Raw genomic sequence first — 25,165 nt, 5'->3', positions numbered from 1 at the left:
GCCGGTACCGATAGTCGGATGGCTTGCCCGTCAGCGCCGATGTAGGATCGCGCATTGCAAACGATAGATAAAGAGCGCTGCTCAAGCGCCGTATCTGGAGGGAATGAGTGGCTTACACGTTGGAAGTGCGCGGGGTGTCTCTGCGCTTCGGTGGCGTCCGTGCGCTGACCGAAGTCTCCTTCGGCGTGAACGAGGGCGAATTGTTCTCGATCATCGGCCCGAACGGCGCCGGCAAGACCTCAATCGTCAATTGCATCTCGGGCCGCTACAAGCCGACCGAAGGCCAGCTTTTCTACCGCGGCAAGGACATCACCGGCCTCAATCCCAACGCCCGGCCCGCGCTAGGCATCGGCCGCACCTTCCAGAACCTGGCGCTGTTCCATCATATGAGCGTGCTCGACAACATCATGGTCGGGCGGCACCACCTCCTGAAGAACAACTTCCTCACGGGTTCGCTGTACTGGCTGACCGGCGCGCGGCGCGAGGAACTCGAGCACCGCCGCAAGGTGGAGGAGATCATCGACTTCCTCGACCTGCAGTCGGTGCGCAAGGCCACCGCCGGCACCCTGCCCTACGGCCTGCGCAAGCGCGTCGAACTCGCCCGCGCCATGGCGCTGGAACCGCAACTGATCCTGCTCGACGAGCCGATGGCCGGCATGAACTTCGAGGAAAAGGAGGATATGGCGCGCTACATCGTCGATCTCAACGAAGAGTTCGGCATGACCGTCATGATGATCGAGCACGACATGGGCGTGGTGATGGACATCTCCCACCGCGTCATGGTGCTGGATTTCGGCCGCAAGATCGCCGAGGGCGACCCGGCTTCGGTTCTCGCCGATCCCCATGTGAAACGCGCTTATCTCGGCGAAGAGGACGAGGTCCTTGTCGACCCCGACGATACGCCGGCACCTCGAGAGAGCGCGGCATGATGGATTACGCCCGACGCGCCGCCCAGGCCGATACCTTCCCGAAGCTGCTGCGCCTCAATGCGAAAGAGCATGGCGACGAGATCGCGTTGCGCGAAAAGGATCTCGGGCTGTGGCGCGTCTTCACCTGGAAGGACTACCAGACCCGTGTGCACGATTTCGCGCTCGGGCTGGTCGAACTCGGTCTTGGGCACGGAGACGTCATCGGCATCATCGGCGACAATCGTCCGGACTGGGTGGCGGCGGAAATCGCAACGCATGCCATCGGCGCCATGAGCCTCGGCCTTTATCGCGACGTGCTCGACGAGGAAGCCGCCTACCTGCTCAGCTATGGCGAAGCCAAACTGGTGTTCGCCGAGGATGAGGAGCAGGTCGACAAGCTGCTGGCGCTCGCCGACCGCGCCCCCAACCTCAAATACATCGTCTATTCCGATCCGCGCGGCATGCGGAAATACGACGATCCGCGCCTGATGGAGGCCGGAAAGCTGGCCACGATGGGGCGTGACCGCGCCGCGCGCGAGCCCGGCCTCTACGACCGGCTGGTCGACGCGACGGGCGGCGAAGATGTTGCAATCCTCTGCACCACGTCGGGCACAACGGCGAACCCCAAGCTGGCGATGCTGGCGGCTGGACGCGTCCTCAAGCATTGCGCGACCTATCTGACATTCGATCCGAAGGGACCGGACGACGAATATGTTTCGGTGCTGCCGCTGCCCTGGATCATGGAGCAGGTCTACGCGCTCGGCAAAGGGCTGCTCTGCCGGATGAAGGTCAACTTCGTCGAAGAGCCCGAGACCATGATGCACGATTTTCGCGAAATCGCGCCGACCTTCGTGCTGTTTGCGCCGCGGCTCTGGGAATCGATCGCCGCCGACGTGCGCGCCGGCGTGATGGACTCCTCACCGCTGAAGCAGAAACTCTACGACATCGGCATGAAGGCCGGGCTTTCGGCGCTGGCCGAGGGCAAGCGTTCGGTGCTTGCTGACCAGTTGTTGTTCCGCGCACTACGCGACCGCCTCGGCTTCACGCGGCTGCGCTCGGCCGCGACCGGCGGCGCTGCGCTCGGGCCGGATACGTTCAAGTTCTTCCAGGCCATGGGTGTGCCGCTGCGCACGCTCTACGGCCAGACCGAACTGCTCGGTGCCTACACGCTGCATCCCTTTGGCAAGGTCGATCCTGATACTACCGGCGTGCCGATGGCGGCCGACATTGAGATCCGCGTCGATAATCCTGATGTCAACGGCGTCGGCGAGATCGTCGTCCGCCACCCCAACATGTTCCTCGGCTACTACAAAAATCCGGAAGCCTCGGCCGCCGACATGAAGGACGGCTGGATGCATTCCGGCGACGCCGGCTATTTCAACGATCACGGCCAGCTCGTGGTCATCGATCGCATCAAGGACCTCGCCGAGACCTCGCGCGGCGAGCGCTTCTCGCCGCAATATCTGGAAAACAAGCTGAAGTTCTCGCCCTATATCGCCGAGACGGTCGTGCTCGGCGCCGGCCGCGACACGCTGGCGGCGATGATCTGCATCCGCTACTCGATCATCTCGAAATGGGCGGAGAAGAATCGCATCTCGTTCACGACCTATACCGACCTCTCCTCGCGCCCCGAGGTATATGCGCTGCTGCGCAAGGAAGTCGAAGGCGTCAACGCCACGCTGCCGCCGGCGCAGCGCATCTCGCGCTTCCTGTTGCTCTACAAAGAGCTCGACGCCGATGACGGCGAGCTGACCCGCACCCGAAAGGTCCGGCGGAGCGTCATCAACGAGAAATACGCCGGCATCATCGACGCCATCTACGGCGGCAAGAGCGATATTCCGGTCGATACCGTGATCCGCTTCCAGGACGGCACCACCCAGCGCATCCGCACCACCCTCCGCGTGGTCGATCTCGGCGGACCTGCGCCGATGGCGGAGGCCGCGGAATGAGTCTGCTGCAGCAACATCCGGGAGTGCTAGTTGATGCGCCCTCTCCCCCTGTGGGAGAGGGCTGCTCCGCCGGTCGCCGCGGATTCGCTTCGGTGAGGGGTCTCTCTCCACACTTGCGAATGCGGAGAGAACCCCTCACCCGTCTTCGCTTCGCGAAGCCACCCTCTCCCACAAGGGGAGAGGGACAAGGCACCTCAACTCTCGCGTATCAGAAAACATGAACACCCAGCTCCTCATCCAGCTCCTCGTCAACGGCCTCGTGGTCGGCACGCTCTACGGCGTGGTCGCGATGTCATTCGTGCTGATCTACAAGGCGACGCAGGTGGTAAACTTCGCGCAGGGCGAATTGCTGCTGGTCGGCGCCTGGGTATGCTGGTGGTTGCTCACAAAATATCAGGTGCCGTTTTATCTGGGCATGCCGATCACGCTGGTGTTCATGTTCCTGTTCGGCATCGCCATCCAGATCGTGATCCTGCGCCCGATGATCGGCGAGCCGATCATTTCCGTGATCATGGTGACGATCGCGCTGTCGACGGTGTTTTCGGCGCTGATGAAATGGATGTTCGGCGTCAACCTGCAGCCGTTCCCGCGCATCTTCCAGACCCAGAACGTCAACATCCTCGGACTTCAGGTGCAGACCGTCTATCTGATGAGCCTGGCAGTCTCGGTGGCGATGATGGTCGGAATGGCGTGGTTCTTTCGGCTTTCCAAATACGGTCTGGCGATGCGCGCCACCGCCTTCAACCAGCAGGTGGCGCAGTCGCTCGGCATTTCCGTCAAAAGCGTATTCGCGATGGCCTGGGCGATCTCGGCGACCGTCTCCGCCGTCGCAGGCGTGGTGGTGGCCGTCGTCAACGGCGTCTCGGCTGGCTTGTCTGCCTATGGCGTCAAGGTGTTTCCGGCGGCGATCCTCGGCGGTCTCGACAGCGTCGGCGGCGCGGTGCTCGGCGGCATCATCATCGGGCTGTTGGAGAACGTCGCGCACTTTCTCGACAGCGAATATCTGCACTGGGGCAATCTCTACGAGATCGCGCCGTTCTATGCGCTCATCATCATCCTGATGATCAAGCCGTACGGCCTGTTCGGCACCAAAGACATCGAACGGGTGTAATCAATTATGGCAGGCCAAACCCTCATTCCCGCCGGCGATTTCCGCACCAGCTATGCGGCGGATACCACCGCGTTTCCGACCACGACCAGCCGCAACGCGATGATCGCAGGCATCGCCCTGGTCTGCTTTGCGCCCTACGTCGTCAACGAATATATCCTCAGCCTGCTGATCCAGATCGGCATCTTCGGCATCGCCGCGCTCGGCCTCAACATCGTCGTCGGCTTCACCGGCCAGATCTCGATCGGCCACGCCGCCTTCTTCGGCTTCGGCGCCTTCACCTCGGCCTATCTCTCGAACCGGTTCGGCATTCCCGTCTTCTTCTGCATTCCGCTCGCGGGCGTCGTGACGGCCGCGGTCGGCCTGGTCTTCGGCCTGCCAGCCGCGCGGCTAAAGGGACTCTATCTCGCGATCGCGACGCTGGCGGCGCAGTACATCCTGCTCGACTTCTTTGCGCGCGCCGAATGGTTCACCGGCGGCAGCGTTCCCGCCAGCGCCGAGCCGTTCTCGATCTTCGGCTACATGCTGCGCGGCGATAAGCAGTATTTCTATGTCGTGCTGGCCTACGTCATCGTCTGCTATCTGCTGGTCACCAACCTGATCCGTTCGCGTGACGGACGCGCGCTGGTCGCGGTGCGCGACCATTATCTTTCCGCCGAGATCATGGGCATCAACCTGACCAAGTACCGGACGCTGTCGTTCGGTCTCGCCGCCTTCTTTGCCGGCGTCGGCGGCGCGCTCTACGCGCATTACAATCAGGTGGTCTCCAACGAAGGCTTTGGCATCGATCGTTCGATCATCTTCCTTGCGATGATCATCATTGGCGGGCTCGGCTCGATCATGGGCACGCTGATGGGTACGGCGTTCATGGTGCTGCTGCCGGAATCGATGGAATGGCTCAGCGTCGCGCTGCGCGACAGCCCGATCGACCAATTTCTGGGACTAAAGAACAACATCGCTTTCTTGCGCGAGATGGCCATCGGCGTGATCATCATCGTCTTTCTGGTGTTCGAGCCGGATGGACTTGCGCATCGATGGCGACAGATCAAGGCGTACTGGAAACTCTACCCGTTCTCGCATTGAGGTCGGAACGGGACGGACAACGAGAAGACCTCGAGAAGTAACCGGGAGGACTATGTCTATGAAGACGAAGACTCTGTTGAGCACAGCCTCGCTCGCTTTGCTTTTGGGTAGTACTGCAGCATCAGCCCAAGCGCCGATCTCGCTGGGCCATCTCGCCGATTATTCGGGTCCGACCTCGGATGTCGGAACGCCGTTCGGACAGGGTGTTGCGGACACCTATGCGTGGATCAACAAGAGCGGCGGCATCAACGGCGCCAAGGTCAATGTCGATACCGTCGATTACGGCTATCAGGTGCCGCGCGCCATCGCCCAGTACAAGAAATGGTCGGGCGCGGACAAGGTCGCCGCCATTCTCGGCTGGGGCACTGCCGACACCGAAGCGCTGACTGGATTCCTGGCCCAGGACAAGATTCCCGATATTTCGGCATCCTATGCCGCAGCACTCTCCGATCCGACCGGCGCCGGCGGCAAGGCCAAGCCCGCGCCCTACAACTTCTTCTACGGCCCGAGCTACTCGGACGCGGTTCGCGGCATGCTGACCTGGGCCGCCGAGGACTGGAAGGCCAAGGGCAAGCCGGGCAAGCCGAAGTTCGTCCATATGGGCGCCAACCATCCCTATCCGAACGCGCCGAAGGCCGCCGGTGAAGCGATTGCCGCCGAACTCGGCTTCGAGCTGCTGCCGCCGATCGTCTTCGCGTTGACTCCCGGCGATTACAGCGCGCAGTGCCTGACCTTGAAGAGCTCAGGCGCCAACTACGCCTATCTCGGCAACACCGCCGGCTCGAATATTTCCGTGCTCAACGCCTGCAAGGCAGCCGGAGTCGATGTGCAGTTCCTCGGCAACGTCTGGGGCATGGACGAGAACGCCGCCAAGGCCGCAGGCACCGCCGCCGACGGCGTGGTGTTCCCGCTGCGCACAGCGGTGGCGTGGGGCGGCAGCGCGCCCGGCACGAAGACTTTCATGGAAATCTCCAAGATGTCGGACGCGGCCGGCACCGCCTACCGTCCCGTGCACTACGTCGCCGGCGTCTGCACCGCGCTCTACATGAAGGAGGCCGTCGAATGGGCTGCCAAGAACGGCGGCGCCACCGGCGAGAACGTCAAGAAGGGCTTCTATCAGAAGAAGGATTGGGTGCCCGCAGGTGGCGAAGGCATCTGCAACCCCTCAACCTTCACCGAGAAGGATCACCGCGGCACGCTCAAGGTCGATCTCTATCGCATGAAGGTCGCAGGTGCGACCGATGCCCCGCTCAGCGATCTCGTCAAGAACGGCGGCATCAAGATGGAGAAGGTGAAGACGATCGACCTGCCGCGCAAGCCCGAGTGGCTCGGCTGGTAAGCTAGGCGCGCCTGCAGGCGCCTCTAGTCGCCTCAACACTCAACTGTCATCCCCGCGAAAGCGGGGATCCGGTACGCCGCGGCTTCTCGATTGATCGCAGGCGCCTCTGGAATACTGGATCACCCGCATACGCGGGTGATGACGGCGGTGGGAGGAGCGGAAGACCCGCTCCCCTAACAACGCCAGGATCAAGAAACATGACTGAAGCAACCGAAATCGACCGCCCTCCGAAGGCCACGGCCCCTACCGCCGCCCCGCTGCTCAGCGTCCGCAACATCGAGGTGGTCTACGACAAGGTCATCCTGGTGCTGCGCGGCCTCAGCCTCGAGGTGCCGAAGGGCGCGATCGTGGCGCTGCTCGGCGCCAACGGCGCCGGCAAGTCGACGACGCTGAAGGCGATCTCCGGTCTGCTCAAGACCGAGGACGGCGAAGTCATTCGCGGCGAGATCCTGTTTGACGGCGAGCGCATCAACGGCATCGATCCCGACAAGATCGTCCGCCGCGGCATCTTCCAGGTGATGGAAGGCCGCCGCATCATTGCGGACATGACGTCGATCGAAAATCTCAAGCTCGGCGCCTTCACCCGCACCGACAACGAGATCGCCGCCGACATCGACATGGTCTTCAGATATTTCCCGCGGCTCAAGGAACGCACCGGGCTCGCCGGCTATCTCTCCGGCGGCGAGCAGCAGATGCTGGCAATCGGCCGCGCGCTGATGGCGCGCCCCAAGATGATCCTGATGGACGAGCCGTCGATGGGCCTGTCGCCGCTCCTGGTCAAGGAAGTGTTTTCCATCATCAAGGAGATCAACCGCGACCTCGGCGTCACCATCCTCCTGGTGGAGCAGAACGCGCGCGCGGCGCTGTCAGTCGCAAGCCACGGCTACATCATGGAACAGGGCAAGGTGGTGCTCGACGGCACGGCCGACGAATTGCGCGACAATGAGGACGTCAAGGAATTTTACCTCGGCGGCGCTGGCGACCAGCGCAAGAGTTTCAAGAACCTGAAAAGCTTCAAGCGGCGGAAGCGGTGGCTGTGAGCCATAGCGTTTTCGAGCGAAGCATGCCCTCGGACCTGATCCGGGGGGTGGAGACCGGTTCGCGTGAAGAAAACGCGTCAAACAAGAATCAAGCTCTAGCCGAGCACTTGCTCCGCTTCCGAGACTGCGCAAAGAACATGATAGAACGAAGACGCAGGGATCGTGGCGACCAGCGAATTGCCGTCGCGATCGAATTGGTCGTGCCAGCCGCCCGCGACGGGATGGCTGAGATAATGCCGTTCGAGCCGCGCCAGCGCCGCGCGCGCTTCATCCGCGGCTCCCGCCTCGCCCGCTTCTGCCTGCGCGATCCACGCCTTGGCGATTTCAGTTTGCGGCCACAGCCGGCGCGTATGCCGCCTGATATTGCCGTTGGCGTGGCCTTCGTCGACCAGGCAGCCGGTCGCCGCGTCGCGATAGCGCAGCGCCGCCGCCAGCAATTCGCCGCGATAGCGCCCCGTCGGGCAGCCCGTAATGCGTTCAAAGCCCCTCAGGAGCCACGCCCACTCCGCCTGATGCCCCGGCTCGATACTGACGGGCTCGATCCTCGACCAGTCCTCCTCAAAATACTCCCCAAGCACCTGCCGCTGCTTGTCGTAGAGGTTGGCCAGAAACAGACTGAAGAAATTCCCGGCCCGGTTCTGGAACACCGTGTCGTGCGTCGCGTCGAACGCCGCGATCATCGCTTCGAACAGATGCATCTGCGGGTTCTGCCGCCGCGGCATCGATACCGGCAACCCTTCGTGAACCCCGCCATGCGGCGAGCGCAGTTGCGTATCGATGAAATGACAGATCGCGTCGATCTCGGCGCGGATCTGCGCATCGCGATCGAGCCCGTAGACGGTCGCAAGGGCCAGCAGGACAAAGGCGTGGTCGTAGGAATCGCGCAGCGGGTCCAGCACGGCGCCGTCGGGCGTCAGCGTGTGGACGAAGCCCGGTCTGCCGTCGGGGGCTTTCGCCTTGGCCAGCAGATGCTCCAGCCCCCTCAGCGCGATCGCGCGGCCTTCGGGGTACCAACCCATTTGCGCGGCCTTGGCATAGCAATAGATCTGGCGCGCCTGCACGAACACCCGGCGCGGCGCCAGGCGGTCTGCACTGCCGTCGCGGTCGAGCTGATCGATAAAGCCGCCCGCCTTGTCGTCCCAGCCTTCGGTCGACCACAGCGGCAGGCAGTGGTCGATCATGCGAAGCTTCAGCCTGGCGACGATATCGGCCGAAACGGCACCGTCTCCTGCCGCAGCGGTATGTCCTTCAGCCATTGCGTCCTCTGGAACACGAGCAACACCGGTAGCCGCCGTCTGATAGCACGCCAGCGGCGGCACGCAATCGGCCCCAATCTGCGGGATCATCAGCCATGACCGATCACTATGACGCCCTTGAAACCCGCGAGCCGGCGAAACGGGAGGCGGAGCTGTTCTCTCGCCTGCCGGACGTCCTGCGCAAGGCACTGACCGCGCCGGCTTATGCCGAGCGCCTGAAGGGCATCGATCCGGCTTCCGTGACCAGCCGGGCCGCGCTTGCCTGCCTGCCGGTGCTACGCAAGTCGGAACTCCCTGCCCTGCACAAGGCCGCGCCGCCCTTCGGCGGCTTCGTCGCGGCACCCCTGGGCTCGTTCGGGCGGCTGTTCACCTCGCCCGGCCCGATCTTCGAGCCCGAGTCCGTTCACGCCGACCCCTGGCGCGGCGCACGCGCGTTGTTTGCGGCGGGCTTTCGGCCCGGCGACGTCGTGCTCAACACCTTCAGCTACCATCTGACGCCCGGCGGCTTCATCTTCGACGCCTCGGCGCGGGCGCTGGGCTGCGCGGTGATCCCGGCCGGGCCCGGCAATACCGAGCACCAGTTCGAGCTGATTGAGGCCTACCGTCCGGCCGGCTATAGCGGCACGCCCGACTTCCTCAAGATCCTGCTCGATGCCGCAGCAAGCGCCGGGCGCGACGTTTCTTCAATCAAGCGCGCGCTGGTTTCCGGCGCCGCCTTTCCGAAATCATTGCAGGACGAAGTCAGGTCGCGGGGCATCGACGCCTACCAGGCGTTCGGCACCGCTGATCTCGGCTTGGTCGCGTTCGAGACGCCAGCGCGCGACGGCATGGTCGTCAACGAGGACCTGATCATGGAGATCGTGCGGCCCGGCACCGGCGATCCAGCAGCGCCCGGCGACGTCGGCGAAATCGTCGTCACGTCGCTCGACCCGCAGCACCCGTGGATCCGCCTCGCGCTCGGCGATCTCACCGCAGCGCTGCCGGGCATAAGCCCGTGCGGACGCACCAACATGCGCATCAAGGGCTGGATGGGCCGCGCCGACCAGACCACCAAGGTCAAGGGCATGTTCGTCCGCCCCGAGCAGATCGCCGAGATCGGCAAGCGCCATCCCGAACTCGGACGGCTGCGACTAGTGGTCACGCGGTCCGGCGAGAGCGACCTGATGACGCTGAAGGCGGAAACGGCGTCGGCGGCCGAAAATCTTCAGGACGAACTCGCCGCAACGCTGCGCGCGGTGACGAAGCTCGGCGGCAATGTCGAACTGGTCGGCGTCGGCTCGCTGCCGAACGACGGTAAGGTGATATCGGACGAACGGTAGGCGGCACATTCCAATCGACGAAACGCCTTCGCCGTGACGTTTGGCATGGGGGGGACCGGACGAGATGAGAGAAGGCCTGCCGCCTCTTCGCCCCTGCGTCGACTATTCGACGCCAGGCAAAGCTCAAGGAAGACCGCCGTTTCGTGTGCCCTATTTTACAGGCGGGGTTCGAGAAGAGTATCCGGATCTCGGAAGCTATCTTCCCCGCAAAGATCGCTGATGCGTTGAAAAAAGCCGGCATCCGTCTCCCTCATAGCCGACGTCGAGCTGCGGCGAGTTAAGGGGGAGCCCTTCTGATCAGCGATGCCAGCGAGGCGTGGGTGAAGCTGGGCTGGGCCGGAAAACGACGTTTAACTAACCAACTGGTCAAGGAGATGGTCGCGAGCGATCTCGAGGAGGCGCGCCAAGAGGCCGCCGATGGCAAACGCTCCATTTGAGCTGAAGGGCAAGTTGGCCTTCGTCGATCGACCATAGCGGCATGATCTACTCGCCGCTGGCTCGCAGGCTCGCGACGGAGAGTATCCAACTTTGATTGCATCGAGAACGCGCGGCTTTCACAGAGATCAGCCAGCACATGCGCGAATATTCGGAAATTGGGCGGCGCTATCAAGCGCGAGAAGCGCTTGCGCACCACATCGAACTTGCGGCTTGCCAGCGGCTTTGTCGCTCCTGCTAAACCTTGTGGTACTCGCGATACCATTTTGCAAATCGTTCGATGCCATCTTCAATAGTGGTCGCAGGCCTGAATCCAATGTCACGCGCCAGATCCTCGATATCGGCATACGTTGCCGGCACGTCGCCGGGCTGCATCGGCAACATCTCTTTGATGGCCGTTCGCCCGAATTCCTTCTCCAGAAGCGAAACTACGTGCGTGAGATCTTCAGGATTGTTGTTGCCTATATTGTAGACTTTCCAAGGCGCTCCGCTACTTGCGGGATCGGGGACGTCGCCCGACCAGTTTGGATTGCCCCGTGGTGGGCAATCGACGAGGCGAGCGATCGCCTCGCTGACATCATCTACAAAGGTAAAATCGCGACGCATATTGCCATGGTTGAACAACTTGATCGGAGCACCGCTCAAGATAGCTTTCGCGAAAATAAACATTGCCATGTCCGGGCGGCCCCAAGGACCGTAGACCGTGAAGAACCGTAGACCGGTGGCAGGAAGACCATACAAATGGCTGTATGCGTGCGACATCAGCTCGTTAGCCTTCTTTGACGCGGCGTAGAGACTGATAGGGTGATCGACATTATCCTGCACCGAAAATGGCAGTTTGGTATTCGCGCCATACACCGAAGAGGAAGATGCAAAGAGCAGGTGTTCGCAGGCGTTGTGCCGGCAGCCCTCAAGTATGTTTATGAACCCTTCGATATTCGAATCGATATAGGCATGAGGGTTTTCGAGCGAGTAGCGGACGCCTGCCTGAGCTGCGAGATGAATGACGATGGGAAAACGATGCTGCGCAAAGAGCGACTTGATCGCTTCACGATCGGTCAGATCGAGCTTTGCAAAGCTAAAATTCGAATGGCGCTTCAAAATCTCGAGGCGAGCTTCCTTGAGATTAGGATCATAATAATCATTGATGATATCGAGACCAACGACCTTGCGGCCGGCTGACAACAGACGTTGAGCCACGTGAAATCCGATAAAACCGGCTGCTCCGGTGACTAGTATCGCGCGATCGGACATCTTCTCTCCGGCTTGGCGCCTAGAGCCGCCATAACTCGACGCCTTCAGGCTGCGAGCTGCGATCAAGCTTCAACTTGACGTCGAAAACAAGACCTTTGCCGTCTTGCAGTAACCGTTGAATGAGCGGCCAGCCTCCATCGATATAGCGAGCGTGCGCCACTGCCAGAATGACGGCGTCGGCAGGTCGCAGGGCATCCAGTTCAGTCAGCGCCACACCGAATTCTTGCCTGACCTCCGCAGCATTCGCCAAGGGATCATGCACCTGGATCGAGAGGCCAAACGACTCTAGCTCACGTATGATATCGACAACACGAGAATTGCGCGTATCCGGAACGTCCTCCTTGAAGGTCAGGCCCAGGATGGTGACGATGCCGCCGCGGCCTTTCCGCTGCAACAGCCCGCGAACACATTCCCTCGCGATTCGCTGGCCCATGCCGTCGTTGATGCGCCGACCGGCCAAGATGACTTCCGGATGGTACCCCGCTTTTTCGGCACGATAGGTCAGGTAATACGGGTCAACGCCAATGCAGTGGCCGCCAACCAGTCCCGGCTGAAAGGGCATGAAATTCCATTTCGTTCGGGCTGCCGCAAGGACATCGCCGGTATCGATATCGAGCGCATTGAAGATCAGCGACAATTCATTCATGAACGCGATATTGAGATCGCGTTGTGTATTTTCGATAACCTTAGCCGCTTCGGCAACTTTAATGGAAGGTGCGCGATGAATACCAGCGGTTACAACTGATCCGTACACGTCAGCAACAATGTCGAGGGTCTTCGCGTCCTGGGCCGACACGACCTTCATTATTGTTTCGAACCGATGTTGCTTGTCGCCCGGATTGATTCGCTCCGGCGAATATCCGACATGGAAATCCGAGCCCGCCTTCAACGCGGACGCTTGTTCGAGTACTGGGATGCATTCCTCTTCGATCGCGCCCGGGTACACTGTCGATTCATAGACAACGATATCATTCTTCTTGAGCACGCTCCCCACCGAGCGTGATGCTGCAATCATCGCACCGAGATCCGGTCGATGCGCCCCGTCGATTGGGGTCGGGACGGTGACGATATAGAAATTGCACTCTCGGATCGCCCTTACGTCGGCTGAAAAGGTCAACGACGCGTGCCGCAGATCGCCCTTTTCGACCTCCCGGGTGCGGTCATGGCCCGCGTTCAACTCGGAAATTCGCGCCGCATCCACGTCGAAACCAACGACTGGAACGTGCGTTCGGGCAAATGATACTGCCACAGGCAATCCCACATATCCCAAGCCGATAACCGCGATACTGCGCCCGTGTGCCACTTTAACAATATCCACTTGGAACTTTTCAAGGGTCCTTTTAGACTTAATGCCAGCCCTTCAGCAATAGCGAAACAGCCGGCACTTCCTGTCGATGTTAAGTCATAACAGGCTGCCAGAGATAACAAAATAGCGGCCGACAGCGTCTGCTCGCGGGCCACTCCGACTGAGGCTTGCAGCACCGCCAATGCGTCACCCAATCGACGTCAATCACGCGCAGGCCTGGATCAGTGCCAATGCTCCTAGGCTGCTTTTCCATTTCGTGGTTCGGGAGCGACGTCGGATAGCAAATGTCTGTCAGGTTTGCAAACTGCTGTACCTTGCACTTAGAACACGATATATCGCCCTCAATTCCTGACGCGTTGCGAAGCCCTGATCTCGCAAGTCCCTGAAATCGGCTGCTCAAGCGTGGTCGATTTTTGCTGAATTTCTCGGGTGGCAAGTCAAGATGTGCGGTATTGCAGGATTCGTTGCCACTAATTCGCAGACATCACTCGAACAGCTGAGATCCGTGGCTGAAGCCATGCACATCAGCTTGCAGCATCGAGGCCCGGACGACCATGGCGTTTGGATCGATGGAGAGACCGGCGTGGCGCTGGTGCACCGGCGCTTGTCCATTGTCGATCTTTCGATCGCCGGGCATCAGCCCATGCTTTCCGCCAACGGACGCTACGTCATCGTGTACAATGGCGAGGTTTATAGCCACCTAGAAATCCGCGCGGAGATCGAAGCGACGGGACATCAGTTCCGCGGGCATTCCGATACCGAAGTGATACTGGAATCGATCGACCGTGTCGGTGTGCGTGCCACCGCCGATCGACTGATTGGAATGTTTGCACTTGCAGTGTGGGACAGAAAAACGCGCATGCTAATTCTGCTTCGCGACAGGCTTGGAATAAAGCCGATCTACTGGGCGAAGTTCACTGGGCTCTTCATGTTCGGCTCAGAGCTCAAGGCGCTGCGAAGCCATCCCACCTGGACGCCCCAGATACGGCCGAATGCCGTCGCATCATTTATGCGTCACAACTATATCCCGGCTCCCCATACGATCTATGAAAACGTCTACAAGCTCGAACCCGGAATGATCCTGACGCTACCGTTTGGCGGCGAGCCGCGGCTGGAAAAGTTCTGGGACGCCCGGCAGGTTGCTCTCTCCGGTGTTCGCAATCCGCTTCGTGAAGATGATCGAACGCTGACGGACCGCCTGGAATCTCTTCTCATGGATGCCGTCGGTCGGCGTATGATCGCCGATGTTCCCCTCGGCGCCTTTCTGTCGGGCGGTGTTGATTCCTCTACAGTAGTCGCCTTGATGAAGGCCGCCAGTGCGGGGCAGGTCAAAACGTTCTCGATCGGATTTGAGCAGGCAAGTTTCAATGAGGCGCCCCATGCTGCCGCGGTCGCCCGCCATCTCGGCACCGACCACACCGCACTTGTTGTAACTTCTCGGCAAACTCTCGACGTCATACCGAACCTGGCGGAAATGTTCGACGAACCATTCGCCGATTCATCTCAAATACCGACTTATTTGGTGTCCGCGATGACCCGAAAACACGTCACTGTCGCACTTTCGGGCGACGGCGGCGACGAACTATTTTCGGGTTACAATCGATACCAACTGACAAAGCGTTTCTGGAGCGCGCTTTCACTCGTCCCCAGACCGATGAGACTTGCACTCGCCTCGGGCCTAGCATCGTTAAGCCCGACCCGGTGGGACCGGCTGTCCAACATCCTGCCGAACGCGTTTGCTCGTCCGCAAGCCGGCGACAAGATCCACAAAATGGCTTCTGTACTCCAACTAAGCCACGCTGATGAGCTGTACCGGCGCTTGATTAGCCACTGGACACCTGAGCAGATCACCCCGTCCGTTTCGGAAGATCGCGGCGTTCTTTGGGATGATACCACACGAAAGGATTTTCCAGACCTGTTAGACCGCATGCAATTTCTCGATTTGGTAACGTATCTGCCGGACGATATCTTAACAAAAGTGGATCGAGCCAGCATGGCGATTGCACTCGAAGCTCGGGTACCCCTTTTGGACCATCGCGTGGTCGAACTGGCCTGGAGGCTGCCGCATTCGGCGAAAATCAGAGGCGGCGAGACCAAGTGGCTGCTGCGGCAAGTTCTTTATCGCCACGTACCTAAAGAGTTGATCGACCGGCCGAAGATGGGATTTGGCGTCCCTCTGGGCGAATGGTTGCGCGGTCCCCTGCGCGACTGGGCAGAGTCCCTTCTCTCGGAAGACCGCTTGAAACAAACGGAATTCCTGGATAGCGGCGTCGTTCGACGCTATTGGAGCGAGCACCTATCCGGACGTCGAAACTGGCAATATTTGCTCTGGAACGTGCTTATGTTCGAGGCTTGGCGGGAACGGTGGACCTGACTCAACGAAAGCCCACTTCGATCAGGTCCACCGGCTTTCGGCGTTGCAGCAATGCCTCATAAAGCTGTTCATACCGCCTCACGCAGCCTTCCAGCGTAAACTCCTGCTGGACTCGGATTTTTGCTTTCATTCCCATGGACTGCCGCAGCTGATCGTCGCCTGCCAGTCGCTCGATAGCCGCAGCGAACTGCTCCGGATTCCGTGGCGCTATGACAAAGCCAGTTTCTTGATCGACGACGGCCTCTGAATTGCCGCCGACATTGGTAACGATCATCGGAAGGCCCTCAGCCATGCCTTCCAGAATTGCGTTAGAGAAACCCTCCTGATGCGAGCTGAGAATTCCGACGTCGGCACTTCGCAGCAACTCCGGGACGTCATCACGCCCCCCCAGGAAAACAACGTTTTCCTCAATCTGCAGACGCTTCGTCAAAGCACTCAAGTCCTCGCCGATACCGTCATCTCGTCCGACGATGAGGAGCCGCCAGTTGCGAGGAAGCCGCTGCTTCGCGATCCCAAACGCTGCGAAAAGATCGGAATGGCCCTTATAAGGAATAAGATTGGCGACGATGACGAACACGATGGCGTCGTCTGAAATGCTCAATCGCTCTCGGGTGGCAATGCGAGTCTCAGTCGAAACGAAGGATTTCTGATCAATGCCGTTATAAATCAATCCCAAGCGGTCTTTCGGAACTCCCTCCTCCTGATGCAGTTCTTGAACTACGCTACGAGAGTTCCCAATTATCGCGCTCATTGTGGGATGCAAGCTGCGCTCGACCAGCCGCAGAAAACGATGCCCTGTATGATACTCATTTAGGCTTCGGCGGCTCATGATTCGCACGGGAATGCGTGCGAGGAACGCCGCTGGCGCACCGAGAATGTAGGCAGCAGGGAGAAAGAAATGCGCGATTGCTGGATTTAGGGAACGCATTGTCGCAGCAAGTTCTAGGGTCGTTGCGGCAACCCACCACGCCCGACGCACCCCCGACCCAGCTTTCGGCGGCGGATCGAGCGCTGAAGTCAAAACCTGCACGCCGTTAGCCTCCATCTCTTCAGCCAGCGTACCACGCTCGGTCAGACAATAGACCACAGGCGACCAACGCTTGCGATCAAGCCGCGGCAAGACCTGAACGAGGTGACGTTCCGCCCCACCGACATGGAGCGAGCCGATCACGCAAAAAACTGTTTCGGGGCTCATGATCGAACGAACAAGAACTCGTTGCAGCCTATGCCGCCTCCGCACGTCTTCAATTTCTGCAACTTGAAACCACGCGTCTTGAAGAACTCGAAGATTTCTTCGGGCTTGGCGACCTCGAACGGATAGCCGCCAACCCAGTCGACGAGGTCGTGCCAGGCCGACATACCGCGATCGCTGCCATAGTTGCGCCAGGTCGACAGACCACGACCGCGAAGGAAATCACGCGCCAGTTGCGGGCCCCAGATTCGCATGAATGCGAGCCAAACGATGAGTCTTTGGCGCCATTGCGGGCTATTGGCATAATAACGCTTAATTCGTTTCCAGCGTTCGGACCGAAGGCCCTGATCGTTGTAGATTGACACGACCAGCGCGCCGCCCGGGCTGACCAACTCGCCTGTCAGCTCGAGCGCGCGCCACATATCACCTGTGTGATGCAAGACGCCCCAAGAATACACGACGTCATGCTGTCCGAGCCCACGCATATAGCTTTCGTCGAGCGCGGACCCGCGTTCAATGGACCAATCTGCATCGCCCGAGCAAAACCGCTCGCGCAGCACATGGGCGCATTCGACGGATTGCGGGTCGTAGTCGAGGGAATGAACTTTGGCGCCGAGATTGCGGGCGGCGAGACTGAACAAGCCGCTGCCGCAACCAACATCGACGAAGCTCCTGCCTTGGAGTGCCGATTCTGGAAGCATGTTGCGCAGCGATTCCTCTGCAGTCCGGATGCGTGCGCTATCCACCATCTCGAGAAACCGTCGCCAATTGGCGCCAAACTTAAATCGACGTTCCTTATCACTCACGTCGGTGTCATCCATGATGATGTCCATTGCCAAGTAACCCTCTGTACGCGTCCTCATAGCGGTCCACGCAAGCGTCGAGAGAAAATGTTGATTCGACGCGCCGGCGTCCGGCCTGCCCTAAACGCTTTCGCAGCAGCGGATCACTCAGCAGCAAGACCGCCGCCTGCGACAACAATTCCGGTGCGGCGGGGGGAATGAGCAATCCTGTCTGATTCTCACACACCGCGTCAAAATTTCCGCCTGTCGCAGTCGCGATCACCGGCAGGCTGGCGGCCATGTATTCGAGGATCGCGTTGGGGAACCCCTCCTGATGCGAAGCCAGGATTCCTGCATCGGCGGCCTTCAGCAGTCGCGGAACGTCGGCGCGCCCACCAAGAAAATCCACTCGCTCAGCGATTCCTAACCGTTGCGTGAGCTCGCGCAACTGCTGCGTAAAGGCAGGTCCACCCTGTCCGACCAGGACCAGACGCCACGGCAGATTCCCTGCAAGCCGCGCGAATGCCTGGATCAAATCCACATGGCCCTTGTACGGAATGAGATTGGCGACTGTCGCAAAAACTATCTCGTCCGGACGCCACTGTTCGGCGCGCCGTGTCCCTTCCCGCTCGCCGGCCGCGTCATCAAACGCTTCAAGATCGATACCATTATGGTTCAGACGAAGCTTGGTATTGGCGATGCCTTCCGCCTTCAGTTCATCAATCACCCGGCTGGAATGGCCAAAGACGAGATTTGCATGCCGGAGCGCCCAACGCTCCATCGATTTATCTCCGGGAAACGAGGAAGGTCGCGCTGCCTGAGACCGACGACTCATAACCACCGGTGAAAATCCGGCCATTCGCACCGCCAATCCGCCGACTATGCAACACGTTGGGAGGAAGCAGTGGAGGATACGCGGCGGCCGGCGGCGGAGGCCAACGGCAAGCGCTCGTGTCTGCTGTACCAGCGCCAGCGCGCCCCTCAATTTTGGAACAGGGACGGAAAACCCGCGCGGCAAAACCTCGATCGGAATGCCCGCCGCTTCGATTGGCTCGGTAAACGCGCCACCGTCGCTGAAAACAACCATCTTAAGAGCCCAACCGCGCTTTGTGAGCGCAGGCAACACTTGCGACAGATGCCGCTCGGTTCCGCCCACGGCAAGACTGCCAACGAAAAAGAGCACGTCCGTCATGTCATCGGGTACACGGATCAGGGCATTCCCTGAGCTTCGAGCAAGCTTGAGAAGCGGCCATTCTTGGTAATCAGCTCCAACCAACCGCCTGCTTCGACCACCTGCCCCTCTTCAATCAAAAAAATCCGGTCGCAGAAGCGAACTGTCGGAAGTCGGTGGGCAATCATAATTACGGTTAACTTCCCGCGCAGCGCGCGAATGGCGCCCAATATCGACTGTTCTGCGTCGCTATCGAGTGCGCTCGTGGCTTCGTCTAAGATAAGCAAGGCGCGGTTGCCGAGTAGCGCTCGCGCGAGCCCGATGCGCTGCCGCTGCCCGCCGGACAGCATAACGCCCCGGTCCCCGATCATCGCGTCGTAGCCCTTTGGGTTTGCTATGATGAACTCATGCGCATTGGCGCGTCGTGCGGCGTCCTCGACCATTGCGTCCGATGCTTCCAGATTGCTCCAGGCGATATTGTCGCGGATAGACATGTTGAAGAGCACCGTCTCCTGGGTGACGTAGCCTACGGACCGACGCCAGTTGGCGAGACCTACTTCGGCCATCGGCACACCACCGACGCAAATGTTCCCCTTCGAACTGGGGACGAGACCAAGTAGACAATCGACAAGACTCGTCTTCCCCGCTCCAGACGGGCCGACAAAAGCATAATGTCCACCGGCGGCGAGATGCAAGTCGATCCCCCGCAACACCGGTCGCTCATCATAACGCAGATGAAGATCTCTAATGTCTATATCGCCGGGCGAAAGCAAATTGTCGGGCTGACCAATAGTTTCCTGCGCGCTGTCGAGCTCGCGGTTAAGTCGTTCAAGATTCTCCACAGCAGGTAGCGTGATAAATAGCTGCTGTACCAAATGCTGAACATTGCCGAGACGCGGATAAAGCCTCATGAACAATGCCACTACCGTGAGGACCACGCCACCCTCAAGGTAGAAGAACCTGGACGCAAGCGCCAAGGTACCGAGCAACAGCAGAATGCCTGTCGCCTCAAATACTACGCGCAGCAGATGAGGCTGAAGCAACAATCCCCGCTGGATGCGGGCAAGGTCATCTTCGATGATGTTGTGGCGCTGAGCAACATACTCTTCCGCCGCTGTGGCCTTGATCAGCTTGGCTCCACTAAACACCTCGTTAAGCCAGCCCAACGACCGGGCGTGCTGAACCGATGTCTCGGCGCCTAGAGCGCGCGACCAGCGAAGAACCGGATGCAGGAGAGCCGCAACAAGCCCGGCTGCGGCAAGCAGCAGGAACGTAAGCTGCCACGAAAGCACGACAGCTATGACCACGAAGATCGTCGCGGTCACAACCGCGCTGACAAGTTGTACGACTACATAAACCGCGGACGCGGCGCGCGACGTTTCCGATGTCACGAAACTGATCAATCCACCAACGGAACGCTTCATCAGAAACGGCCAATCAGCATGCATGACGCGCCGAAACGTTTCTTGCCGCAGAACGCGCAAGTAACCGCTTTGCACCGTGGCAGACAACCAACTTTGCGCGATCACCGAAGAATATTGCAGCACAATGATGGTGGCGATCAGCGCCACGACGGTTCCGAGGGTCATGTCGAGACCGATTCGCGCGAATGTTGCGTTGAACAGCGACATATGGGCTTCTTCGCCCCCGGTGACGCCCAGGACCGAAAGAAGCGGCAAAAGCAGTGAGATCGCAACGCCTTCGAACGAACCGGCAAGAATGATGAGGAGGACGAGTGTCGGCGCACGCCAGCCGAACTGGTGCCAGAGGTCGCCGAGAAGTTTCCTGGCAAGTTTCGCAATCATAACGCCACCGTGACGTCTGAAGCGAGAATGATCTGCTGGCCGTCGCGCCATCGCGTGCCGCTCAGTTTACCCAGGCAAAGGGCTTCGAGCAGGACAAGAAACTGCCGTGCACGGACTGTAGCACTGTGTCGCTCGCGGATCATCTCCTGCCCCGCGTTCAAAATCCGCACCGCTTCGCGACTATCGCTTTTCGCAAAGCCCAGGACCTCGTTTAGCCGACCCAGGGAATGATCGTCCACCGCGAAGCAATTTTCCTCGTCTTTGAACCCGAGAGCTCCCATGTCGGGAAAGAAGCGAGCAACGAGCAAGGTACCGAACGCTGGAATTTCAAAAAACTTCCGGATCGCGTACCCAACCGATCCGTCGCACGTAATGCCTACGCGGGACGCGGCAATCCTGTTACGGAAACGGCTGTGAAACCAGGCCGACAGGTCAATATGGCGCTGCACACGATAATCGGAGGTGGCCCAATAGAGAAAACGCTGCAAGGGACTGTCGAGTGAGGCCAGCGAGAATTCTCGCCGACTGGCGAGATGATCCCGTGCCTCCTTCCGAAAACGATAGCCGATGCCCGGAACAATTGCGTCCCATCGCTTTGATACTGCACCGTGTGGCACGAACTCCGCTTCAGCAGCGCAATGCGGTAGCATTAGCCAGCGCTCGTCGATCAATTCGGGATGTCGCACCATATAAAGTCCGGGATCGAACCAACTCTCGCGCTCGGTTGCCGCGCACGGATCGGGAATTCGATACTGCGGGCTTGCGACTGTGCTGACAACGGCGTCGGCGCCTCTGACGCAGCTTTCGTAGATGTACTCGGGGATTGCATAAGGGTCCACCTGAAGCAGGTTGAGCACTTTCGGCGCCGGATAATCCCGCAGATCGCGCGGCACGAAGGCGCCATATTGTCCCGCGCCCGGCGCACCGAACATCCAGGTCTGCCCGACAATGACATCGAAACGGCCCACGCGCCGCTCGAGTGCGCGCAAATTCGAAGTGTCGGCGGCATAGCCAATTCCGCCGAAGACAATGTCTGCCTCGCGCGCGAGCGCGGACAACAGAACGCGCGCGGTCGGATTCGCATAGGCAACATTGGTGTCGAGAACGAGGATTCTCAATGCTCAACGACCCGCTTTATGAGAATAGGTCGACCGTCTTTCCAGATCATTGCATTGGCATCGCCTGACGCAACCGCTCCGCAAAGATCGCGAAGCTGACGCGCGCGCACGGAAACACTATGCAGGTCGCGGACCATGGTTTGGCCCGCCTCGCGGACACGCAAAGCGGGCCCTGAATCGCTTTGCGCAAGCTCTACAATGTCCGCAAGTTCGTCGAGATTGTCTTCCGTCAAACTGAAGCAGTTCTGTCCAGCTAGAAAACCGAGCCGTTCCGGCCGATCAAAAAACTTTGCAGCGAGAATGGTGCCGACTGCGGGGATCTCAAAGAACTTCCGGATTGGGTAACTAATAGAGCCGTCGCAAGTAACTGCCACTCGTGCTCGGGAAATCGCCGTCCGGAATCGCCGCTGATACAGTTTTATTCCCACGGGCTGATTGGCCCAGCTTAGCTTACTTCCGAACAGAAATAGATGACTCAGCCTGCCCAGCACCTTTTGTATCAGGTCTCGATCATTGCCCACAGTCAAACACGTCTTTTCCGCAGCCCATTCGCGCACCAATCGCCGAAAATGATAACCAACGCCTGGAACGATCAAGTCAAAAGCTTTTCGTCTAGCGCTGCTTTCGAATTCATCGGATCCGATACAGTGAGGTATCAAGAAGAACTTTTCACCGAGCGCCGTTACCGAAGAAATCGAATGTGCAGATCGTTCTAGCCAAGGTTCATTGCGAAATGCGTCTTCGGATGGCACGTATTTAAAATCATGCCCTGCGCAAGCAGAAATCGCACATGCGGCTTTAGCTTCAATTCGGTCCAGAAACTCTTTAGACAAATTATGCAAATCATACTGCATCAAAGAGACAATAATGGGTATATCAACTTCGCCCATGTCGAGAGGCAAATACTCCTCAGGAATGGACGGCGACTGAAAGAAGAACCATGGATCGCATATGACGACATCGAAAGGGCCGCTATTTCGAATGATTTGCTTAAGGCTGCGCGAAGCCTTTCCGGTTCGGGGACCAACCACGATGGCTGACCCGTCCTCTACGAGCTGACCAAGAAGCTTTTCCCAAGTCGGATTCACATATTGAAACGGCGAGGGTAAAAGTAAGATACGAACCATATTCAGACCCGCTGCAAACGCAGCCTCCAGAGGTATCGCTTGACAGGTTGCGTGATACGGGCAGCGAAAGAATGCCTATCGCTCAAGTTTAGCGGCGACGGCCAAAGAATGTTCCGCACATAATCCACGGTGCGAGGTAGAATCGGTGAGCGGAACCCTTCGTATTCGACATCGACAATGACAAAACCAGCCTGACATACGAGCGATTTTACTTCGCTAAGGCTATGTAGCCGACCATAGTGGTTGCGCGGACCGGCAGCGCCGTATCCGTCGCTATTAGCTTCGAGGATGATCCAATATCCGCCCGTACGAATTACGCGGTGGGCTTCCTTGGCGAGTTGCGCAAGGGAGCTGTAGTCGAAATGCCCGATGACACCTACATCCAGCATGAGCGAAAACGCACCGTCGGCCCATGGTAAGTACCTAGCATTTGGCGGCACAACTTGTGCCACCTCGAAATTGAGGCGACTCCACCAAGGATGGGTAGTTACTTCCTGCCCAAACACCCGGTAGCCATTTTGTATCGCTAAGGCTGTCATCCGACCACGACCGCAACCATGATCAAGCATGAAAGGAGCGGTGGGCAGATCGAGACCCTTAGTGAATGCCTCAACCCATTCGCTCGCCAACGCTTTATCTGTCAGCGTTCGGCAATAATATTGCTCAACCCGTCGCCTGCTAAGTGCCGCCAGCGGCGACAACGTTCCTTGCAAGGGATGAAAACGACTGACTTTCGCTGCGAGATACTGGCCGACCAGCCATGGATTCTGACGTGCAAGGCGGATTCTACGAGCCAGTGAAGGAGACTTTACGGGCTGCGGTTCGCCCCTCCCCACGTTCGGATGCCAAGAAACTACTCGGCCTTTCTTCTGCCAAGCAGCGTCGCACGTGACGCAACGGCCACTTGACGAAGCGACGAAGCTTGTCTTGCAGAAAGGGCAGGCCGCCGCGAAAGCGTCAGTTACTTGGTCGATCATCAATCAATCCGATTTCCCATGACGGCCGCTCACTCGCTCTGTGAGGTCTTGGTGACAACGTGCAAGAACTTCCGCCAGTGAAAGAACGCATACATTCTGTTCTTTAAGTAGAAGCAGAATCTCCTGGAACCACACCAGCGTTCCTTCCGTGTTGAAGGTCGGCCGGTGAGCGTGGAACGGGTGATAGGACAGCGTTAGCACACGTTGCCGCAGCCGACGTGGACGATAGTCCAGTATTTGCGCGACCAGCGCCGGCTCGCACTCCATCATCGACGTGCTCTCAAAGCCCGACAGCAGCCTGCCTCCGTCGCCCGCATGTGCAGGCCGAAAGGGCATCCAATAAGGAAACATCGGAGACGGAAACTGGCCCACCGTGCCGCGTGCCCCATCACAGCGATCAATTCCCCACCGAAGGATCTGGCCACGAAAGAAGCTTGACGCGCCAAGAACCTCGGGCTCCTCGGAAAAAACATAATCGAGTGCGTCTACAAATTCCGGATAGCGGATAAAACTCGCGTGACGATGAAGTGTCCGTACCCCTACACTGCGCGATCGCGCTGCCCGTACTTGCCTGAGCAAGCCGTGGCCCGCGACGGTGCGGTACCCCGGCCGATATTCTGTCGCCGGCCGCCAACCACCGATGCGGCGAAGGCGCTCGACAACGCTGTCCGAGCGCAGCGTGTCATAGTGGAAGGCTGCTTCGTGAGCCGTTGCGGCCGCCAGCGTTTTGGTCCAGAAATCCGTATTGGCGTCAAGCAAAACGGCGTGCGTTGCACCGACGCCAACCGCTTGCGCGGCCGCCAAAAAACTCATGTCGCGCGACGAATCGAGATCATGGCGCAGCACGATGGTCGTCGACGGCAACGTAACTACCCCTGGCGTCTCGGCCTCCGCCAGCGGGAAGCCGAAGCGCTCAAGCGCGTCCGCAAGAAACTCGACCTGCTCATCTAGCCAGAAGACACCATGACGCCATGCAAGCCACGGCTCCAGATCTTCCTGCCCTTGGAGCCATGCCTGCAACGCAGAAAATGGATTGCCATTCAGAAGGATTAACTGCCCCAAGCGGATTGCCGCTGGCGCCTTAAGCGGAATGCGAAGCGCCCGCTCCGGGCTCTGCCGGTCGCCGCCCAATGCGACCAGATCACCAAACGTCTCGACCCATTTGTCGCCGCTGGTAACGCGGAAGAACTGCCATCCGGGTGGCGCAATGATTTGCGCGCTATCGCCGACGAGCCCTGTCCATCCAAGCGCCGCATACGGAAACGGAGATGTCTCGCCTACAATCGCTATTCCCTGCGGCAGCAAGCCCTGCAAAGCTGAGGCATCGCCTGCGGCGATCACCCAACCGCGGCGGCCTTCGATCTTTGCGCGTAGTTCGCGCGCCGCGGCTTCCGGCAAGGGCCCGTCGAGGACAATCAGAAGATGACCATCCCGCGCCAACTCTGGTTCGGCAGGTCGAGCGCCCAGCCGCCAGAGGAAATTCCAAATTCCCGCGCCACCAAGATTGCATCCATGACGCGTCGGCCACTCAATCCGTCCTCTCGCGCCTTCAAATGCGTAGGAGGACTTGCTCGTTGCGGAAGGCACGTGAAACCAACTTAGCGGCAACGTCATAAAGCGCC

At 59.5% G+C, this 25,165-nt stretch carries 19 protein-coding genes; 8 read left to right on the top strand and 11 right to left on the bottom strand.

Annotated elements, in window-relative coordinates:
• Window positions 1-107 precede the first annotated feature (107 nt).
• The 6 genes from GWE18_RS09290 (at window position 108) to GWE18_RS09265 (ending at window position 7,427) form a co-directional block, all read left to right on the top strand.
• Window positions 108-929, top strand: a complete 822-nt coding sequence (locus GWE18_RS09290) for an ABC transporter ATP-binding protein (RefSeq protein WP_275185450.1) — start codon at window positions 108-110, stop codon at window positions 927-929.
• Window positions 926-2,857, top strand: coding sequence for a long-chain fatty acid--CoA ligase (locus tag GWE18_RS09285; protein WP_275185449.1), 1,932 nt, complete (start codon window positions 926-928; stop codon window positions 2,855-2,857). The genes GWE18_RS09290 and GWE18_RS09285 overlap by 4 nt, the downstream gene beginning before the upstream one ends.
• Before the next feature lie 217 nt (window positions 2,858-3,074).
• A complete protein-coding gene (locus tag GWE18_RS09280) occupies window positions 3,075-3,968 on the top strand; it encodes a branched-chain amino acid ABC transporter permease (RefSeq protein ID WP_057847915.1) in 894 nt (297 codons plus the stop codon).
• 6 nt (window positions 3,969-3,974) lie between these two features.
• Window positions 3,975-5,048, top strand: a complete 1,074-nt coding sequence (locus tag GWE18_RS09275) for a branched-chain amino acid ABC transporter permease (RefSeq protein ID WP_275185448.1) — start codon at window positions 3,975-3,977, stop codon at window positions 5,046-5,048.
• A 58-nt stretch (window positions 5,049-5,106) separates the two neighbouring features.
• Window positions 5,107-6,387: an ABC transporter substrate-binding protein gene (locus tag GWE18_RS09270; RefSeq protein ID WP_275185447.1), complete on the top strand. Its 1,281-nt coding sequence runs from the start codon at window positions 5,107-5,109 to the stop codon at window positions 6,385-6,387.
• 197 nt (window positions 6,388-6,584) lie between these two features.
• Window positions 6,585-7,427, top strand: coding sequence for an ABC transporter ATP-binding protein (locus tag GWE18_RS09265; RefSeq protein ID WP_057854176.1), 843 nt, complete (start codon window positions 6,585-6,587; stop codon window positions 7,425-7,427).
• A gap of 95 nt (window positions 7,428-7,522) precedes the next feature.
• On the opposite strand, the gene GWE18_RS09260 is transcribed toward GWE18_RS09265, so the two are convergent.
• Window positions 7,523-8,683 carry an AGE family epimerase/isomerase gene (locus tag GWE18_RS09260; RefSeq protein ID WP_275185446.1) on the bottom strand — a complete coding sequence of 387 codons (1,161 nt, stop codon included), beginning with the start codon at window positions 8,681-8,683 and terminating at the stop codon, window positions 7,523-7,525.
• A 95-nt stretch (window positions 8,684-8,778) separates the two neighbouring features.
• Here GWE18_RS09260 and GWE18_RS09255 point away from each other — a divergent pair, with 95 nt between their 5' ends.
• Entirely contained in the window at window positions 8,779-10,002 is a 1,224-nt protein-coding gene (locus GWE18_RS09255) for an AMP-binding protein (protein WP_275185445.1), read from the top strand.
• A gap of 672 nt (window positions 10,003-10,674) precedes the next feature.
• Here GWE18_RS09255 and GWE18_RS09250 read toward each other — a convergent pair.
• Complete coding sequence (locus GWE18_RS09250; RefSeq protein WP_275185444.1) at window positions 10,675-11,691, bottom strand: NAD-dependent epimerase; 1,017 nt, start codon at window positions 11,689-11,691, stop codon at window positions 10,675-10,677.
• A gap of 19 nt (window positions 11,692-11,710) precedes the next feature.
• A complete protein-coding gene (locus GWE18_RS09245) occupies window positions 11,711-12,994 on the bottom strand; it encodes a nucleotide sugar dehydrogenase (RefSeq protein ID WP_275185604.1) in 1,284 nt (427 codons plus the stop codon).
• Between the two features lie 445 nt (window positions 12,995-13,439).
• On the opposite strand from GWE18_RS09245, the gene asnB reads away from it, so the two are divergent.
• Complete coding sequence (asnB, locus tag GWE18_RS09240; RefSeq protein WP_275185443.1) at window positions 13,440-15,371, top strand: asparagine synthase (glutamine-hydrolyzing); 1,932 nt, start codon at window positions 13,440-13,442, stop codon at window positions 15,369-15,371.
• 1 nt (window position 15,372) lies between these two features.
• On the opposite strand, the gene GWE18_RS09235 is transcribed toward asnB, so the two are convergent.
• From GWE18_RS09235 to GWE18_RS09200, 8 genes are read right to left on the bottom strand one after another with little or no spacing between them, the layout of a single operon-like run.
• Window positions 15,373-16,566 (bottom strand): glycosyltransferase, encoded by a 1,194-nt coding sequence (locus GWE18_RS09235; RefSeq protein ID WP_275185442.1) that lies wholly within the window; start codon window positions 16,564-16,566, stop codon window positions 15,373-15,375.
• Complete coding sequence (locus GWE18_RS09230) at window positions 16,563-17,384, bottom strand: class I SAM-dependent methyltransferase (protein ID WP_275185441.1); 822 nt, start codon at window positions 17,382-17,384, stop codon at window positions 16,563-16,565. The genes GWE18_RS09235 and GWE18_RS09230 overlap by 4 nt, the downstream gene beginning before the upstream one ends.
• The gene (locus GWE18_RS09225; protein ID WP_275185440.1) at window positions 17,377-18,537 is read right to left on the bottom strand and encodes a glycosyltransferase; all 1,161 of its coding nucleotides are present in this window, start codon (window positions 18,535-18,537) and stop codon (window positions 17,377-17,379) included. The genes GWE18_RS09230 and GWE18_RS09225 overlap by 8 nt, the downstream gene beginning before the upstream one ends.
• A 17-nt stretch (window positions 18,538-18,554) precedes the next feature.
• Window positions 18,555-20,321, bottom strand: a complete 1,767-nt coding sequence (locus GWE18_RS09220) for an ABC transporter ATP-binding protein (protein ID WP_275185439.1) — start codon at window positions 20,319-20,321, stop codon at window positions 18,555-18,557.
• Entirely contained in the window at window positions 20,318-21,379 is a 1,062-nt protein-coding gene (locus GWE18_RS09215; RefSeq protein WP_275185438.1) for a glycosyltransferase, read from the bottom strand. Before GWE18_RS09215 ends, GWE18_RS09220 begins: the two co-directional genes overlap by 4 nt.
• Before the next feature lie 56 nt (window positions 21,380-21,435).
• The gene (locus tag GWE18_RS09210; RefSeq protein ID WP_275185437.1) at window positions 21,436-22,566 is read right to left on the bottom strand and encodes a glycosyltransferase; all 1,131 of its coding nucleotides are present in this window, start codon (window positions 22,564-22,566) and stop codon (window positions 21,436-21,438) included.
• A 2-nt stretch (window positions 22,567-22,568) separates the two neighbouring features.
• Window positions 22,569-23,543 (bottom strand): class I SAM-dependent methyltransferase, encoded by a 975-nt coding sequence (locus tag GWE18_RS09205; protein ID WP_275185436.1) that lies wholly within the window; start codon window positions 23,541-23,543, stop codon window positions 22,569-22,571.
• A 3-nt stretch (window positions 23,544-23,546) separates the two neighbouring features.
• On the bottom strand, window positions 23,547-25,157 hold the full coding sequence (locus GWE18_RS09200; protein ID WP_275185435.1) for a hypothetical protein: 1,611 nt from the start codon (window positions 25,155-25,157) through the stop codon (window positions 23,547-23,549).
• Window positions 25,158-25,165: the final 8 nt, after the last annotated feature.

The sequence above is a fragment of the Bradyrhizobium sp. CSA112 genome (assembly GCF_029051645.1).
Taxonomy (GTDB): Bacteria; Pseudomonadota; Alphaproteobacteria; order Rhizobiales; family Xanthobacteraceae; genus Bradyrhizobium.
Note: the sequence above shows the minus strand (reverse complement) of the source record. Positions and strands in the feature narration are given on the sequence as shown.